At 46.8% G+C, this 16455-nt stretch carries 12 protein-coding genes; 7 read left to right on the forward strand and 5 right to left on the reverse strand.

The window, feature by feature from the left end; genetic code table 11:
- Nucleotides 1-2: 2 nt before the first annotated feature.
- From KIK04_RS13910 to KIK04_RS24205, 5 genes are all read left to right on the forward strand, one after another.
- Nucleotides 3-848, forward strand: coding sequence for an ABC transporter permease (locus KIK04_RS13910; protein ID WP_232274254.1), 846 nt, complete (start codon nucleotides 3-5; stop codon nucleotides 846-848).
- Nucleotides 849-919: 71 nt separating this feature from the next.
- Complete coding sequence (locus KIK04_RS13915) at nucleotides 920-1918, forward strand: ABC transporter ATP-binding protein (RefSeq protein ID WP_232274255.1); 999 nt, start codon at nucleotides 920-922, stop codon at nucleotides 1916-1918.
- Nucleotides 1915-2895: an ABC transporter ATP-binding protein gene (locus tag KIK04_RS13920; protein ID WP_232274256.1), complete on the forward strand. Its 981-nt coding sequence runs from the start codon at nucleotides 1915-1917 to the stop codon at nucleotides 2893-2895. Before KIK04_RS13915 ends, KIK04_RS13920 begins: the two co-directional genes overlap by 4 nt.
- A gap of 29 nt (nucleotides 2896-2924) precedes the next feature.
- On the forward strand, nucleotides 2925-3416 hold the full coding sequence (locus tag KIK04_RS13925; RefSeq protein ID WP_232274257.1) for a hypothetical protein: 492 nt from the start codon (nucleotides 2925-2927) through the stop codon (nucleotides 3414-3416).
- Nucleotides 3417-3451: 35 nt separating this feature from the next.
- Complete coding sequence (locus tag KIK04_RS24205) at nucleotides 3452-3577, forward strand: hypothetical protein (protein WP_269670947.1); 126 nt, start codon at nucleotides 3452-3454, stop codon at nucleotides 3575-3577.
- On the opposite strand, the gene KIK04_RS13930 is transcribed toward KIK04_RS24205, so the two are convergent.
- Nucleotides 3541-4488, reverse strand: coding sequence for a ClbS/DfsB family four-helix bundle protein (locus KIK04_RS13930; RefSeq protein WP_232274258.1), 948 nt, complete (start codon nucleotides 4486-4488; stop codon nucleotides 3541-3543). The two genes, KIK04_RS24205 and KIK04_RS13930, sit on opposite strands and share 37 nt — an antisense overlap.
- Before the next feature lie 188 nt (nucleotides 4489-4676).
- Nucleotides 4677-5822 (reverse strand): flavin-containing monooxygenase, encoded by a 1146-nt coding sequence (locus tag KIK04_RS13935; protein WP_232274259.1) that lies wholly within the window; start codon nucleotides 5820-5822, stop codon nucleotides 4677-4679.
- A 171-nt stretch (nucleotides 5823-5993) separates the two neighbouring features.
- Between KIK04_RS13935 and KIK04_RS13940 the strand changes: the two genes are divergently transcribed.
- Together KIK04_RS13940 and KIK04_RS13945 are read left to right on the forward strand one after the other, a co-directional pair.
- Nucleotides 5994-7580: a peptide chain release factor 3 gene (locus KIK04_RS13940; protein ID WP_232274260.1), complete on the forward strand. Its 1587-nt coding sequence runs from the start codon at nucleotides 5994-5996 to the stop codon at nucleotides 7578-7580.
- A gap of 538 nt (nucleotides 7581-8118) precedes the next feature.
- Nucleotides 8119-8400: an alpha/beta-type small acid-soluble spore protein gene (locus KIK04_RS13945; RefSeq protein WP_232278733.1), complete on the forward strand. Its 282-nt coding sequence runs from the start codon at nucleotides 8119-8121 to the stop codon at nucleotides 8398-8400.
- Nucleotides 8401-8513: 113 nt separating this feature from the next.
- On the opposite strand, the gene pepT is transcribed toward KIK04_RS13945, so the two are convergent.
- The 3 genes from pepT to KIK04_RS13960 form a co-directional block, all read right to left on the reverse strand.
- Entirely contained in the window at nucleotides 8514-9746 is a 1233-nt protein-coding gene (gene pepT, locus KIK04_RS13950) for a peptidase T (RefSeq protein ID WP_232274261.1), read from the reverse strand.
- Nucleotides 9747-9998: 252 nt separating this feature from the next.
- Nucleotides 9999-10613, reverse strand: a complete 615-nt coding sequence (locus KIK04_RS13955) for a beta/gamma crystallin domain-containing protein (RefSeq protein ID WP_232274262.1) — start codon at nucleotides 10611-10613, stop codon at nucleotides 9999-10001.
- A 198-nt stretch (nucleotides 10614-10811) separates the two neighbouring features.
- Nucleotides 10812-16178, reverse strand: coding sequence for a SpaA isopeptide-forming pilin-related protein (locus tag KIK04_RS13960; RefSeq protein WP_232274263.1), 5367 nt, complete (start codon nucleotides 16176-16178; stop codon nucleotides 10812-10814).
- Nucleotides 16179-16455 lie beyond the last annotated feature (277 nt).

Below are 16455 nucleotides of genomic sequence, written 5' to 3' on the forward strand. Positions count from 1 at the left end.
AAATGTTGAGCTTGAAATGGCGTCACGTAACCGAACAGTTGCGAGAACAAAAAGCGGGGATCTTGGCCATTATCGTGCTAGCGATCTTCGCACTTGCAGCGATATTTGCGTTCTTATCTCCGCATGATCCGAACAAAATGATCATTACCGAGCGATTGCAGTCGCCGAGTTGGACCCATTGGTTCGGCACGGATGATCATGGGCGAGATTATTTAGCGCGGGCGCTGTATGGCGGCCGTGTTTCGTTAAGTGTTGGATTTTTGTCGATGATGATTGCAGTCGTCATTGGAACGGCAGTTGGTACAATAAGCGGCTACTTTGGCGGTTGGATCGATAATGTGCTTATGCGTATTGTCGATGTGCTGATGTCGATTCCGTCGTTCTTTTTGATGCTTATATTAAATGCGTATTTAAAGCCAGGAATTATGACGATTGTACTCATTATAGGGATGCTGAGCTGGATGAGCATTGCTCGTCTTGTCAGGGCGGAGACATTGTCCGTCAAAGAAAGAGAGTATGTGCTGTATGCTCGCGTATCGGGTCAGAGTAAAGCTAAAATTATTTTGCAGCACATTGTGCCTAGTATTATGCCGACGATCATTGTCGCGGCTACGATTAATATCGCGTCTGCTATCTTGATGGAATCGTCGTTAAGTTTTCTTGGATTAGGCATCCAGCAGCCAGATTCGTCTTGGGGGAGCATGTTGAATAATGCGCAAGGCTATATTGGCGAAGCGCCATATATGGCGCTGTTCCCGGGAATGTTCATCTTGCTGACGGTGCTGTCGTTCAATTTGTTAGGGGACGTGTTTCGCATTGCCTTTGAGCCAAAGTCAAACCGAAGATAGGTGCGAGTGTGCAAAGTCAGTAGGCACAGGCGCGAAAGGGCGCACGGAATATACACGACGGAGTGAGACATATGACGGAATTATTGTCAGTTCAGCAATTAAAAACGTCATTTATGACGCGTGCAGGTGAAGTGCAATCTGTACGAGGAATCAGCTTTACGGTGCAAGAAGGGGAAGTCATCGGTATCGTGGGTGAGTCCGGCAGCGGCAAAAGTGTAACCGTAAAATCGTTGCTTGGGCTTATTCAAGCACCAGGCCGCATCAAGGAGGGCAAAGTGCTGTTCCGGGGTGAGGATGTGCTGGCGATGTCGGATGCTCGTTTGCGACAAATACGCGGCAATCGGATTGCGATGATCTCACAAGACCCGATGACGGCGCTTAATCCGGTTGTGCGCGTCGGGGCGCAGATCGTGGAGGTGCTACGGCGTCATCGCAAGTTGAGCCGTGCCGAGGCACGCAGCAAGGCGATTGAGCTGCTGCGACAAGTCGGCATCCCGTCGCCTGAGCAGCGGATTGATCAGTATCCGCATGAGTTTAGTGGCGGGATGCGTCAGCGCGTGATGATCGCGATGGCGTTGTCGTGCGAGCCGGAGTTGCTCATTGCTGATGAGCCAACGACGGCACTAGATGTGACGATTCAAGCGCAAATTCTGGGCTTGATGAAGCAGTTACGCGATACGACGCGTACTTCTATTTTGCTTATTACGCATGATTTGGGCGTAGTGGCGCAAGTGTGTACGCGCGTGGTTGTGATGTATGGTGGACTCGTGATGGAGGAAGGGACGGTCGACGATATTTTTGAGCGACCGCGTCATCCTTACACGCAAGGCTTGCTGCGTTCTATTCCGCGTGTGACGGAGGGGAAGCGAGAGCGATTGGCTACGATTGACGGCACGCCGCCGAACTTGCTGCATCCGCCTGCAGGCTGCCCGTTTATGGAGCGGTGCGAGCATGCGGTTGAACGTTGCAAGGAGATGCCTTCGTATGCATCGTTCGCGGATTCAGAGCAGCGAGCGCTCTGCTGGTTCCCACATCTTAAGTCGCACGCTGGATCGGAGGATGCATCATGAATGAGCAGCAAGATATACTCGTTGATGTCAAAGGGCTTAAAAAATATTATCCCGCGGCCAAGAGTTTGTTCGGCCGCAACACACGGATGTTGAAAGCGGTAGATGATATTAGCTTTAGCATCCGCCGCGGTGAAACGTTTGGCCTTGTTGGGGAGTCAGGCTGTGGCAAATCTACACTGGGACGCAGCATTGTGCGCCTGCATGATGTAACGGCGGGAGAAGTTCGGTTCGACGGGCACAATGTGGCCGCGATGAGAGAGAAGGAGCTTAAGCCGTTTCGCAAGCGGATGCAAACTATTTTTCAAGATCCGTATTCTTCTTTGAACCCAGGAATGAATGTCACGCAGCTTATAAGCGAACCGATGGAAATACACGGCTTAGGTACACGAGCTGAACGGCGTGAAATGGTGCTTGAATTGCTGCACAAAGTGGGGTTAAAGTCTGAACATGCGGAACGATATCCGCACGAGTTCAGTGGTGGGCAGCGCCAGCGTATTAGTATTGCGCGTGCTTTGTCTGTGAAGCCGGAATTTGTGATGTGTGATGAGCCGATTTCGGCGCTAGACGTATCTGTACAGGCGCAAGTCGTGAACATGTTGGAAGATTTGCAGTCTGACTTCGGTTTGACGTATTTGTTTATCGCGCATGATCTATCTATGGTGCGTCATATTTCTAACCGTATCGGCGTTATGTATTTGGGCAAGTTGGTGGAAGTTACGTCGAGCGATGAGTTGTTTAAACGCCCCGCTCATCCGTATACGCAAGCGTTGCTAGCAGCTATTCCGCAGCCTAATCCGAAGCGGGAGATGGCGGCACCGCCGATTTTGGAAGGGGATTTACCGAGTCCATTGGATGACTTGCCAGGGTGCAAGTTTGCGTCACGTTGTCCGTATGCGATAGCACGCTGCCGTAGTGAGGAACCGCAATGGCGCGAAATTGCGCCCCAGCATTTTGCTGCATGTCATTTACACGAGTAATGTTCATGATGATCCAAGGGGGAAACCAGATGAAAAATGAGGTTGTAAAGTTATCGCAAAGCACGGCGATTTGGTTAGAGTGTGTTCGTCGGGCTGGAGTTTCTGATGAACAGTTGCTAGCGATTATCCGTACGGGTGATGTGGAGCCGTTGCAGGCTGTAGGTGAGCCATTTTTTAAACCGGATCAATGGTTGAATTATGCTAAAGAGCATGGCGAGAATTTGGAGCAGGCTGTCCGTGAAGGGTATGCGATGACTTTTAATACGATTAACGGCTTGAAAATGTGGCTGCAATTTCGCTTTGGCTTACAGGCGGATCAGCACTTTCAAGTGGGTGAAGGTCGGTTTGATGGATTGCAGCTATCGTCAATGGACGTTGCGGCGCTGCAAGCTGCTTTAGCACCGAACTGGGTGCTAATCGATCATAGTGATGGTCGTGATGTTCACGAGGACGAACACGAGCACGGGCACGAGGAAGTGCGGAGTGTCACGTTGGGTGTGCGTGCGCTGTTAAACGGTTAGTAGAAAGCAGGCAAGTAGGGTAAGCAGTACAAGTAGTGCAAGCAGTGCAAGTAGAGCAAGTAGAGCAAGCAGGACAAGCATGGCATATTGCTGCGCTTGGCCTGCTTTTTTATGTGCAAATGTGTTATTGGTTGGCTCGTAGTGTTGCTAGTCCTTTGTAAATAGCAGCAAGATGTGCGCGGTAATGGTCAAATGAGTTGAAACCGACTACAGTCCAGAGCGGTTGTTGGTCTGAAAATGAATAAGCGTGCGCATCATTCAGTTGTTCATCACTCCACGTTGCAATGCGGCTGACGACTTGTTCATGGACGGTGTTGAAATGCTGTATGACAGTAGGAAATGGGGTTTCTTTTTGTTGCAAGTACGCTTGTTCGTTTAGTTCATGAATTTGTGCCCAGCTGTATCCTGGCTCAGGTGTAATGGGCACGAGTCCTTGCTCACATTCCTCTACCCAGCGTAGTAGACGTTCGTTCCATGCGGTGAGGTGGGCAAGGATGTCTTTTACTGACCATGGGCCTTGAACACCGGGCTGAATAGCTTGTTCTAGTGAGAGTTCTTGCAATAGGTTGGTTAGCTTGTCGTACTGGACGGCGATAAGTTGGAGCAGTTGCTGTTGCGACATTCGGACTTGTTCAGTCGCTTGGGATACTGTGATGGCATATCCATCAGGTGTTAGTAGTGAAAATTGTAGTGTTTGGTAAGGCGTGAGCATCAAGTCACTTCGCTGCTGACCTTGCTCTGTTACATGTTGATACGATTGTAAGACGTTGTCGGTACATAGGGTTAGGCTGATCTGCTCGTTGATCGGTCCATGTTCCATGTTAACTTGTGGTTCAGATGTTCTTGCGGTTTTTTTGGAGATGGCAAGTTCTATTGGGCTTGTCTCATTGGCGCGTAGTAGGGCCCAAATCATTTCGCCTTCAGGGGCATAGTGATCAACGAGCTGGAAGTGAAATAAGGTACGATAAAAGTCGACGGTGTGCTGTACGTCTGTAGCACCTAATTGCATGAGTAAATGATGAATGCTTGCGCTTGCTGTTGCTTGACGGTGTGCATTTGTGATGGGTTCCATAGTTGTTCCTCCTCGTTCATCTTGTAGGGTAATAACAAAGTTACAACCACAGTGTAACGGGTCAATTATGACAACGTTATGTCAAGTTCAAATTCAAGTTCAAATTCAGGTTAAAAGTCAATTTCGAAATCAGACATAAATGGAAGTTAAGTCGGGCATAAGTGAAAGTTAAGAGTAAACGTTAAAGGTTATGTCTGCGCGAAGTGAATCACTTCTTGCGCTAATGGATATGCATCCCGACCTGCGCCGCATAATAATGCAGAGCTGCGGGATCGTTGCCATGGCATGCCGATGACGTATAATCCGGGAACTGGCGTGGAATGTCCAAAATAAATGATTTGGCCACGTTCGTTCAATAAACCGGGAAGGTGCAACCAACGGTTATCATTGTTGAAGCCTGTTGCCCAGATGATCGCGTTCGGGGCAAACGTCGAACCGTCTTGGAAGCAAATCGATGCAGAAGCACTGTCCCAACTAGTGGCCGCAGGCTGCATCGTTATTTGTCCAGTGCGTAGAGCTGCTGCTAGCTCATTGCCAAAAACAGGGTCGCCAAGTCGCCTTATCAGCTTGGCCCTTCGGGAGTGGGATGGTGCATGCAGCAGACCGAGCTTGTCCATCCATTCAAAGGTACTTCGTCCCAATAGGCTTAGCTTCATATGACGGAGTGGATGCCGCACGGATAACGAGACGTGAGATGTGCGGGCTAGCTCGACGGCGATTTGTGCGCCGGAGTTACCGCCACCCACGACGAGTACATTGTGCTGCGTTGATAGGGTAGGTAGTTGTGTTGGGCTGCGATATTGACTGGAGTGCAGTTGAATAACGTTGGTGTCTATGTTAGCAGCCCAAGCTGGTATGTATGGTGTCTGGAATGGACCAGAAGCCAAGACGAGCTGTTTGCAATACAATGATATGTGTTGCTCAAGTTGACTATGGTGATCGTGTTGAATGCTATGAAGGTTAGGTGATTGGCGTATAGCAACTTTGAAATGATTTTTTTGAGCTTCCCAAGTCACTTGAACGACTTCGCTGCTCGTAAGAACAGGTAGTTGTGCTTGTCGGGCATAGTCCTCTAAATATTGAGCAACCTCATCTTTTGTCGGAAATCCTGTCGGATCGCCGTCCATGGACACTCCCGGTAGTTGACTGTATGTGCGAGGAGTAAACAAGACGAGTGAGTCGTAGCGTTCACGCCAGTTGTCGCCGATACGATGATGCCGCTCGACGATAAGGAATGTTAATTGAGGCTGCAAGGAGCGTAAGTGCCAGCCTAAGGAAAGTCCGGCTTGACCGCCGCCAATAATGATGACATCAAGGGTTTGATCGGTGTTCATCGCTTATTACCGTCCTTTTTCTAAGATGTGGAATGAGAGTATTATAACATTCAAATATCTGTTTGAATATAACTTTTCACATATGGATAAGATGGTGAGAAAGCAGTTTTTCATATGGTTTTGTGATACAATAACAATTACGTGATTTTGTTATTGAGAGGGCTAAAATATATGAGCAAATCGTTATCCGAGCAATTAAAACAAGAGGTAGAAAAACGTCGTACGTTCGCGATTATTTCCCACCCGGATGCAGGTAAAACGACGCTAACAGAGAAGCTTTTGCTTTTCGGGGGCGCGATTCGTCTTGCAGGAACGGTTAAAGCACGCAAAGCGAGCAAGCATGCGACGAGTGACTGGATGGAAATTGAGAAGCAACGTGGTATCTCTGTAACGTCTTCGGTTATGCAGTTTGATTATAACGGGCATCGGATTAATATTTTGGATACACCGGGCCACCAAGACTTCAGTGAAGATACGTATCGCACGTTGACGGCAGCGGACAGCGCCGTGATGTTGATTGACGTTGCTAAGGGTGTCGAGGCGCAGACGATTAAGTTGTTCCAAGTGTGCGCGAAGCGCGGCATTCCGATCTTTACGTTTATTAACAAGCTCGACCGTGAAGGTCGTAGTCCGTTTGAGTTGATGGAAGAGCTGGAGCAAGTACTCGGTATTCGTTCCGTGCCTATGAACTGGCCGATCGGTATGGGCCGTGACTTGTGTGGTGTGTACGATCGCATGAAAAACCAAGTCGAGTTGTTCCAAGGCGATGATCATTCGACGATTCAAGTACAAAAGGTTGAAGATTATCGTGATTCGGTTATTCGCGAGATGGCGGGCGAATATTTGCATGATCAGTTGTGTGAAGAGCTGGAGCTGCTTGACGTAGCGGGCGATGAGTTCGATTATGAAAAAGTTATGCGCGGTGAGCTGACGCCTGTGTTCTTCGGCAGTGCGATCAACAACTTTGGTTTGCAGACGTTCTTGGAGAACTTCTTGCAGCTGGCGCCGAAACCAGCACCTCGTCAATCGACAGAAGGTCAAATTAATCCGACAGATGAGAAGTTCACAGGTTATGTGTTTAAAATCCAAGCGAATATGAACCCAGCGCACCGCGACCGGATTGCGTTCTTGCGTATTTGTTCGGGTAAATTCGAGCGCGGTATGAGCGTGAAGCACGTGCGTGTCGGCAAAGACATTAAGCTGGCGCAGCCGCAGCAATTTTTGGCACAGGACCGCGATATTGTGAACGAGGCGTTCCCAGGTGATATTATCGGTTTGTTTGACCCGGGCATTTTCCGTATTGGGGATAGCTTGAGCCAAGGGGCAGCGGTTACGTTTGATGAATTGCCGACGTTCTCGCCAGAAATTTTTGCGCGTGTAACGGTTAAAAATGCCTTGAAGCATAAGCAGTATCAAAAAGGTGTCGACCAACTTACGGAGGAAGGCACGATTCAAGTATTCCACAACGCGGGTGTATTTGATGAGACGATTCTTGGTGTAGTTGGACAGCTTCAGTTCGAGGTATTTGAGTATCGCATGAGAGCGGAGTATGGAGTGGAAGTGCAGCTTCAGCGTTTGCAGTTTCAATTTGCACGTTGGATTATCGCTGATAAGCTGGATCCGACGAAATTCCGCATCAATTCGCAGCTTGTTAAGGATAAGAACGACAATTTTGTTGTCTTGTTTGAAAATGAGTATGCGATGCGTACGATGATGGAAAAGATGCCAGATGCGAAGTTTTTGGAAATGGCACCTTAACATAAGTTCGGGCTCACTGTGGTGTGCTGGGCTGTTGGGAAGGATTTGTCCCGAAAGTAGTAGATAGTATGGCTATGGCTTGGAGATAATTTTGTCAGTAAATGCAAATAAGTTTTTGGATACAAAAAGCGTACGTTCTAAGGCTATATTAGTCTTAGAACTTGCGCTTTTTGTTTTTTGAGAAAAGGGGTGGTTCTTGGGTGAGGTATGTCTTGATGTATGTCTTCGGGGACGCCCCTGGATGTTACTTTCGATGCTAACGGTTGTCACACTCGTTATTTTACAGATGAGATTATTATTTAGGGTCTAACGGTTCTGGTAGGGCTTATTGCAATGAAAACGAATGAATGATGGGTTAGATCAGCAAAATAAGTTCTCTGGCAACCATTAGAAATTGAAAACGTATAAATTTGGCTAAATAGCTCCTGTGGTAACCGTTACAGGGGGAGGTTATATGTATTTGCGCCTCAACTTAGGGAATGGTAAGAACATCTTAGCGATTCTGATCAATTTTGATGGAATGAAGAGGTGGATGGCTATGGCAAGAAGAAGCAGGCGAAGGTTGCTTGTCGCAGGTGCTGAACAAGGGGTTAATGCGTTTAAAGCAGATGTCATGAGGCGGGAAGGATTTGTGGTTGATCCGTTGCATCCCGATGATGTGAAGTATGAAGTTGCGAAGTCACTGGGGGTGCCTTTGCAGCGTGGTGACAATAGTCAACTGACGACGGAGTCTGTTGGTCGGGTAGGTGGTAAGATTGGCGGGACGATGGTCCGCGAAATGATTCGACTGGCGCAAGAGAATTTAGCGAAGCAAAAATAAAGCCTAGGTCTAGTGTGGGGAAGGCATGAAATACGGCATCCGACGTAGCGGGGATATAATGTCCTTTTGCTCGGATGCCGCAAACTTTTTTCACACCATTAGCTCGTTATGTTTTAGGCTTGTTGCTCGAATCGTTTGATGACCTCGATAATAACCTTCGTCGCTTTAACCATGTTGTCCACCGACACGAATTCGAATTTGCCGTGATAATTTTCGCCACCTGTAAAAATATTAGGTGTAGGCAGTCCCATATAAGATAGTTGCGAGCCGTCGGTTCCTCCGCGAATAGGCTTAATAATCGGCGTAATATCGAGCGATTCCATGGCTTCGCGTGCAAGATGTACAATTTCGATTACGGGTTCGATTTTGTCACGCATGTTGTAGTACTGATCGTTCATTTCGAGAATGATGTTGTTCTCGCCGTGAGTGTGCTGGAATTCCTGCACGATGTTAGCGAGAAACTCTTTTCTGGCTTCGAACTGCTCTTTATTGAAGTCGCGAATAATATAGCTCAGCTTCGTCTCTTCAACATCACCTGTAATGGAGGTCAGATGATAGAACCCGTCGTAGCCATCCGTGAATTCAGGTGCTTCTTCCGCAGGCAGACGACTGTGCAGCTGCATCGCAATCTTGGCGGAGTTGATCATTTTGCCCTTGGCAGTGCCAGGGTGAACGTTGTTTCCTTTTACCGTAATCTTTGCCCCAGCGGCGTTAAAGCTCTCGTACTCGAGCTCGCCTAGCGGGCCACCGTCAATCGTATAAGCGTATACCGCGTTAAAGGCAGCGACATCAAACTTATGCGGCCCTCTACCGATTTCTTCATCGGGGGTAAAGGCTACACGAATGGTGCCATGCTTAATTTCAGGATGGGCAATGAGATAAGCCATCGCGGTCATAATCTCAGCAATGCCGGCCTTGTTGTCGGCACCAAGGAGCGTTGTGCCGTCCGTTGTGATTAAGGTGTGGCCTTTATATTGGCTTAGATCTGGAAATTGTGTAGGTGATAGTACCACACGCAATGCTTCGTTGAGCGTAATATCTTGGCCGTCGTAGTTGTCTACGATTTGCGGTTTTACATGTTTACCTGTGAAATCGGTTGCGGTATCAATATGGGCCAAGAACCCGATTGTAGGCACTTCTTTGTCCGTATTGGAAGGAAGTGTAGCCATGACATAGCCGTTGTCGTCAATCGTTACTTCTTGCATACCGATGGCGTTCAGCTCGTCCACGAGCATGTTGGCAAGTGTAAGCTGTCCTGGTGTAGATGGACAGGTTTCACTGTCAAAATTGGATTGTGTATCTACTTTTACATACGTTGTAAGTCGATCGATCAATTGTTGCTTCAAAGTTGTGCAGCTCCCTTCATTTTCCTGACGTTATTTTATCACGTTTGGGCGGGATTAAGTCATTTTTTAGAGACATGAATCTAGGCAAAAAAGAAGACCGTCCCGGTGTAGTGTGAAAAATACATTGGGAAGGTCTTTATGATATGGAGCGTGGAGTGGGCGATAAGAGTTAAGAGTTAAGAGTTAAGAGTATAGAGTTTAGCCTCTACGCAGTTGATATTGTGTGATAAGCAATTAGCAATCTGCTATTGGCTATTCTTCCTTGCCTATAAATTGAAGACTGCTTGCTTGGTTGTCCCATGTCTTGTTCGGATACAAGAAGCGGGAGCCTAAGTCCTGAACTTCAGCAGATTTAGCTAAGTAGATGGAGCTTCCCCAATAGTTATTGTGTTCGAACAAGCGAACACCGCTATAGCCATACGTTATTTTCAAAGATGAAATTTTGTCACTCCATGTGTGGAAATCGGGGATGTTTGTACCCCATGGTACTTCCCATAGATCACCTTTGAAGTTCGTCAAATCATAAAATTTGGACTTGAAATGGATAGGTGATACACCGCCGCCATGTTCAGCACGAGGCTCATTAGCAATTCGTTCGATGTGTTGATCCGCGTCTGCTTTGTTCGTGTACCCGTACGTTGTACCGTCGCTCTCGACGACAGTGTGTCTCACGTCAGCAAGCGCTGCCTCGTAGCGGGCCGCATCGGCAGAGCTAAATGTTGCGCCGTTCACGATCATTTCTGAATATGAACTCTTAGCTGCTGATTGAGATGTGTGTGGAGGGAGAGCGGCAACAGAAGATGAAATGAGAGTCAAAAGAAGTGATGAAGCTAGCACGCTTGCCAACATCGTTTTGCCCAAAATCATGTTATCACCTATCTTTCACTAAATTTTGTTTGCTACTCAATTGTAAAAAAGAGAGATTTACAAATCAATTAAGGTTATGTAAATTTTAGTTCAAAGTTTGTTAAAGTGACTATATGAACCAATTAATATGTAAAAAAGAGAGGCTAGCCCGATGTAGTTAACACTACTTGTGGGCTAGCCTCTTCTATTCATAGATGCTTATGATTTAAGCCATTTCTTTCTCTTGAAGAGCAGTGCTGCACCGAGCATCAAAAGTACTAGTCCAGCTAGCTGCATTGGCAATGGGCTCTCTTCTCCTGTATTCGGTAGAAGTTTGCCAGAAGAGCTTGTATTGCTGCCTTCTTCACGATTGCTTGTTGTGTCGGTTGGCTTGCCTTTGTTAGAGCCACCGCCGCCAGTGTTATTGCCCGTGCCTTTGTTAGAGCCACCACCGCCGGTGTTATTGCCCGTGCCTTTGTCAGAGCCACCGCCGCCAGTGTTATTGCCCGAACCGTTGTTAGAGCCACCACCGCCAGTGTTGTTGCCCGAACCGTTGTTAGAGCCACCGTCGCCAGTGTTGTTGCCTGAACCGTTGTCGGAGCCACCACCGCCGGTGTTGTTGCCCGAACCGTTGTCGGAGCCACCACCGCCAGTGTTGTTGCCCGAACCGTTGTTAGAGCCACCACCTGGGTTGTTACCCGAACCACCGCCCGGATTGTTATCCGATCCGCCGCCAGGATCAGGGGAGATTGGATCAACCGGTTGCTGTGGACTGCTCGGTTCGCGCTTGTTCGCGATAGAGATAAGCGTTTCTTGACCGCTAATCACATCGAACGCGGTGAGCTTGTGCTCGATGATAAAGCCGACTGGTGCTGTGACTTCCTCAGCAAAGTACTTGCCTTGCTTCAGATTAGGAACGACAAATTGTCCGTTCGCATCTGTCGTCATAAGCGCCAATGCAACTCCCGCCTTATCCGTAGCAGGCTGCTGATGCTCGTCAAGGATACGGAATTGAGCGCCAGCGAGCTTCACGTTAGGATGACCCGTCTCAATCTTAGTAAGCTTGAGCGATCCCGGAAGCGGTTCACGCTTGTTCTCGACCGTAACCGTTGTTTCTTTACCGCTAACCACATCGAACGCGGTGAGCTTATGCTCGATGATAAAGCCGACTGGTGCTGTGACTTCTTCAGCAAAGTACTTGCCTTGCTTCAGATTAGGAACGACAAATTGTCCGTTCGCATCTGTCGTCATAAGCGCCAAGGCAACTCCTGCTTTATCAGTAGCAGGCTGCTGATGCTCGTCAAGGATACGGAATTGAGCGCCAGCGAGCTTCACGTTAGGTTGCTCGGTCTCAATCTTAGTAAGCTTGAGCGATCCCGGAAGTGGTTCACGCTTGTTCTCGACCGTAACCGTTGTTTCTTTACCGCTAACCACATCGAACGCGGTGAGCTTATGCTCGATCATAAAGCCGTTCGGTGCTTTAACTTCTTCAGCAAAGTACTTGCCTTGCTTCAGATTAGGAACAACAAATTGTCCGTTCGCATCTGTCGTCATAAGCGCCAAGGCAACTCCTGCTCTATCAGTAGCAGGCTGCTGATGCTCGTTAAGGATACGGAATTGAGCGCCAGCGAGCTTCACGTTAGGTTGCCCCGTCTCAATCTTAGTGAGCTTGAGTGATCCCGGAAGCGGCTCGCGCTTGTTCTCGACCGTGACAGACGTTTCTTTATCACTGACGATATCGAACGCAGTAAGCGTATGCTCGATCATAAAGCCATTCGGAGCTTTAACTTCTTCAGCAAAGTACTTGCCTTGCTTCAGTTCAGGAACGATAAACTGTCCGTTCGCATCTGTCGTCATAAGTGGAAGCTCAAGTCCTGATGGACCGATGACAGGCTTCTGCATCTCATCGAGAATACGGAACTGAGCACCAGCCAGCTTCGTATTAGGTTGACCTGTTTCAACTTTAGTCAACTTAAACGAGCCTGGAAGAAGTTCATTTATAAATGTAACTTCGACTTTGACTTCATTCGTAATATCAAACTTGAGCGGCGTCTTGTTAAGTTTGAAACCTGTCGGCGCTTTTGTTTCAACAAAATAATAAGTGCCTACTGCCAAATTGTTTTCGGACAACTTTCCGTTGCTATTAGTAGTCAATCCGCTACGCAGCACATTGCCTCCAGCATCTTGTAGCTCGAATACGGCTCCAGCAAGAGGTGTGGCAGGTGTGCGATCATCGACTTTAGTCAGCTCGACCGAGCCTTTGATTCGCGTATTAGGTACAGATTTTTTTAGCAACTCAATCTGGTTCGTACCGATTGTAAACTTAATTGGTGTTGAATCAAGCTTATAGCCGTGAGGCGCAGTAGTCTCGATAAGTTGATAACTACCTGGTTGAAGCGCAGGCAAGTGGATCTTACCATCTGTGCCCGTCTTCAAGCTTGTAAATCCATTAACATCTTTAAATCCACTACCGTCATCGAATTGCAGTTTGAATATCGCGCCCTGCAATACCTTTGTCGGTGTGTCTGCATCGACCTTCGTCAGCTCGTAATCACGGACCAACTTGTTATTTTCAACATAAGGCGGAACCATATTTTTAATAAATGTAATAGGTTTACCGCTCTCATAGCCGCCCACGCTGTCGATTGCATATCCAGCAGGAGCTTCTAACTCTTTCAGTACATACTTTTTATACTTATATCCTGCAAAAATAGCTTTACCATTAGCGTCGGTTACGACTTCCTGAAGCAGCGTCTTGCCTGAAGCGTCATACAGACCGAATTTGGCTCCTGCTAATGGAGCTTTGGTGACTTTGTCTCTTTTGATATAGACAATGTCGCCTTTACCAGGTGTTGCTCCACCGCCAGCGCCAGCTGCGCTAACGTTAAAGCCACTGTTAGAACTCGTATCTACAGCTCCAGCGGATTGGCCTTTAAAAGAAACCTTATTGCTAATGGTCTCTCCGCTGTCTGCATTAATAAACGACTTGTACTTCAATATATACGCCGTGCGGAGCACCTGCTTGAACGTTAAATTCAGCGTTGTACCAACAATGCTAACCGTATACTGGTCTGGGTTAACTTCCGTAGTAGTCTCACGTACATTACCGAACTGATCCACAGTCGTATGATAGAGCTTGATCGAATCTGGAATCAAAATTTGATTCGCAGACAATGTATCTGTCAATGTCGCGCCAGCTTCAATATGCGATTGGCTATGGTTAATGTTGACCGTCCAAAATGCATATTCTGCGTTAACACCGGTACCTTGTTGGCCCCTTTTTTTCACATACTCTCCGCCATTGGCTGGGTTGACGGTAGCTTTTTTCTCAAACAACGTAACCGTGTTACTCGCACCATCTCGCAAACTAGCATGATTCGAATATGTTTTACCGATGGCTTGTCCATTCAAGCTCGTCTTATATGTAATACGATAAGCGGAGTTAATTGGCTGCTTGAAACTTAATTCGAAGCCATCGTTGCCACCTTGTTTAACGGTATCATCAAACGTATAGTCTGACTCTGGAACAAGGTTGCCTTCTCTAACTTGGTTCTCCGCGCCCAGCAAGGTTAGATGCTTAACAGCGAATGAGCCTTTAACAAATGTCTGTCCTTGCGAATAAAAATCCCGCAGCACTGGACTGGCAATGTTGTTAAGATTATAGTTGACGTCGATTGTCCACGTAATTTCTTTCGTTCTGGCGTCATATGAGCCTTTCTTGCTTCCGTTATCTACTGTGTAGGAATCAGCGGGAACGGTAACTGTCTTCGAGATAGACGGCTGAGAAACATTGTGCTCATCTTTCCAGTTCAGAACGGCATTGTTTTTATAGCTCGACTTTTTGGTAGTCGGATCGAACTTTGTCTTATAGTTGATCGTATGAGCCCCAACAATTTGCTTGTTAAACGTAATCTTAAATCCTTCTTCATACGTTGGAAGCGGAGCAACCGTATAGTCAACATCTTTTGTAAGACCAGTAATCTTTAATTCGTCCTCAAGGAATGTCAGCTTCTCACCTGCAAAACTGTCCGTAATGACAACGTCGTTCATGACTTTACCGTCTCTGTTCAGATCGAGCTGCCATTCAATCATTTTGTTGGCATAATTGACGGGTTTATAACTTTTAGCAAAAACAACTTGGCCGATGTTGTGCCCTTTTGTTATGCCCGTAGGGTTGTCAAATATTTTTACGGTATTGTCAACGCGCACGCTCTCTTGCTGTACACGCTTGATCGCTTTAGTCGAATAGGTGACTTCATACGCTTTGTTAATATCTCTAGCAAAGTGTAGTTTAAAACCATAATTGACTGATCGATCGATCGTATAATCCGTGTTCTCATTGAGAGCCGCGCCAATGCGACTTGCCTTACCATCATTAGCGATGGTCATTTCATAGACAACAATATCTCCAGTAAGCTCGTGCTCAGTCTTATCAAAATGATCTTCAATCCATGCGTCAGACTGTGCAATGTGTCGCTCATTATAGTTATACTGGATCGCCCAATCCACTTTTTGATCAACCGGATGGTATTTAATGAACTGCTTATCAAGCGGCTTGCTGTATGTCACCTGAACTTTAGCAGATGTAACAAGGGGAAGGGTCAGGTTGCTGCCTGTGAGCTTGGCGCTATTTTCATACACTTTCCCATCTACAGTCTCGTTAATTTTAGTCGAATATTTTACACGATATGCGTGCTCAATATCGCCTAGATTAAGTTCAAATCCATTCGCAGTAGGCTGAGGTGCAATGGTGGTGACCAGCTCTTCTTTGGTAGGTTTACCACCATTAAGCGGTATCTCTAGTTTGAGCAACTCGAAATTGCTCCAGTCCATTTCGAGACCGCTTGGGAGCTGATCGGAAAAGACAGCCTGAGTTATTTTTTGTTCGTCTTTGTTAAAATCAACGACCCAATCGATCCTATTCGGGTTCATTTTTTTGTTGGCTTCCCCGCTCTTGACCATGTCGCTACCCGTTTTATTTTGGAAATGGATAGGAATGATCGTGGAATCACCCGCAATAATAAACTCGATTGGCTGCTTCGTTCCTCCTGTAATCTTGCCCTTGTCAAAATGCCTCCAGACAAAGAACTCACCTGTAAGCCCTTGGCCACCTTCGATCTCTTGATTGAAGGTAAACGTTACCAGGCCTTCAGGGGTAACTATAAACGTTCCAACGTCGCCTTCCAAGGGCTTAGATATAGCAGGGCCTATCATAAACTTATCTGGAAGCTGGAACGTAAATGTCGAGCCGTTACCATACGGATGACCGGAAGGTAGTTCCCACTTAAAATCAATCGTGATGCGCTCACCTATATCAGGTCTGACATTCTGAATTTGCTGCCCTTGACTATTTGTCATAATTACAGATGTAATAATATTCTGGGTGATAGAGCCATAGGTTGCACTGGTGACACTAGCGGGGTCTTTACCATAGGTTGCGGCTGTAACGCTTGACGAACTGCCACTGGCACTAAATAGCGCGTTTAGTGATCCTGCAAATGCACCTACTAGCGGAGGTGGTAGCACAAGGTTCACTAACATAGTGACTACTAAGAAACCGTATAATATTTTCCTATTCCTATTCATACATAGAATCTCCTACTCCTTTATGTATTTTGTATAACTGGTCTATTTTCCCCCATATCACCTACCATTGTCAATGAAAAATGGAATCATAGAACTGTTAAACTAAATAATGGTATGAAAGTTAACTTTCATTCCAATCCATAAATAATAAACGATGTGCCTGAACAAACTCTGAACAACTGCTGAACAACCCTTAAAGCTTTAATATAGAAAATAATAGACAACTATAATGCTGCAAGCGTATAGTATGAATAAATTTAAAGGGATTATTTAGGAG

Origin of the sequence: Paenibacillus sp. 481, assembly GCF_021223605.1 — a bacterium.
In the GTDB taxonomy this organism is placed as follows: Bacteria; Bacillota; Bacilli; order Paenibacillales; family Paenibacillaceae; genus Paenibacillus_B.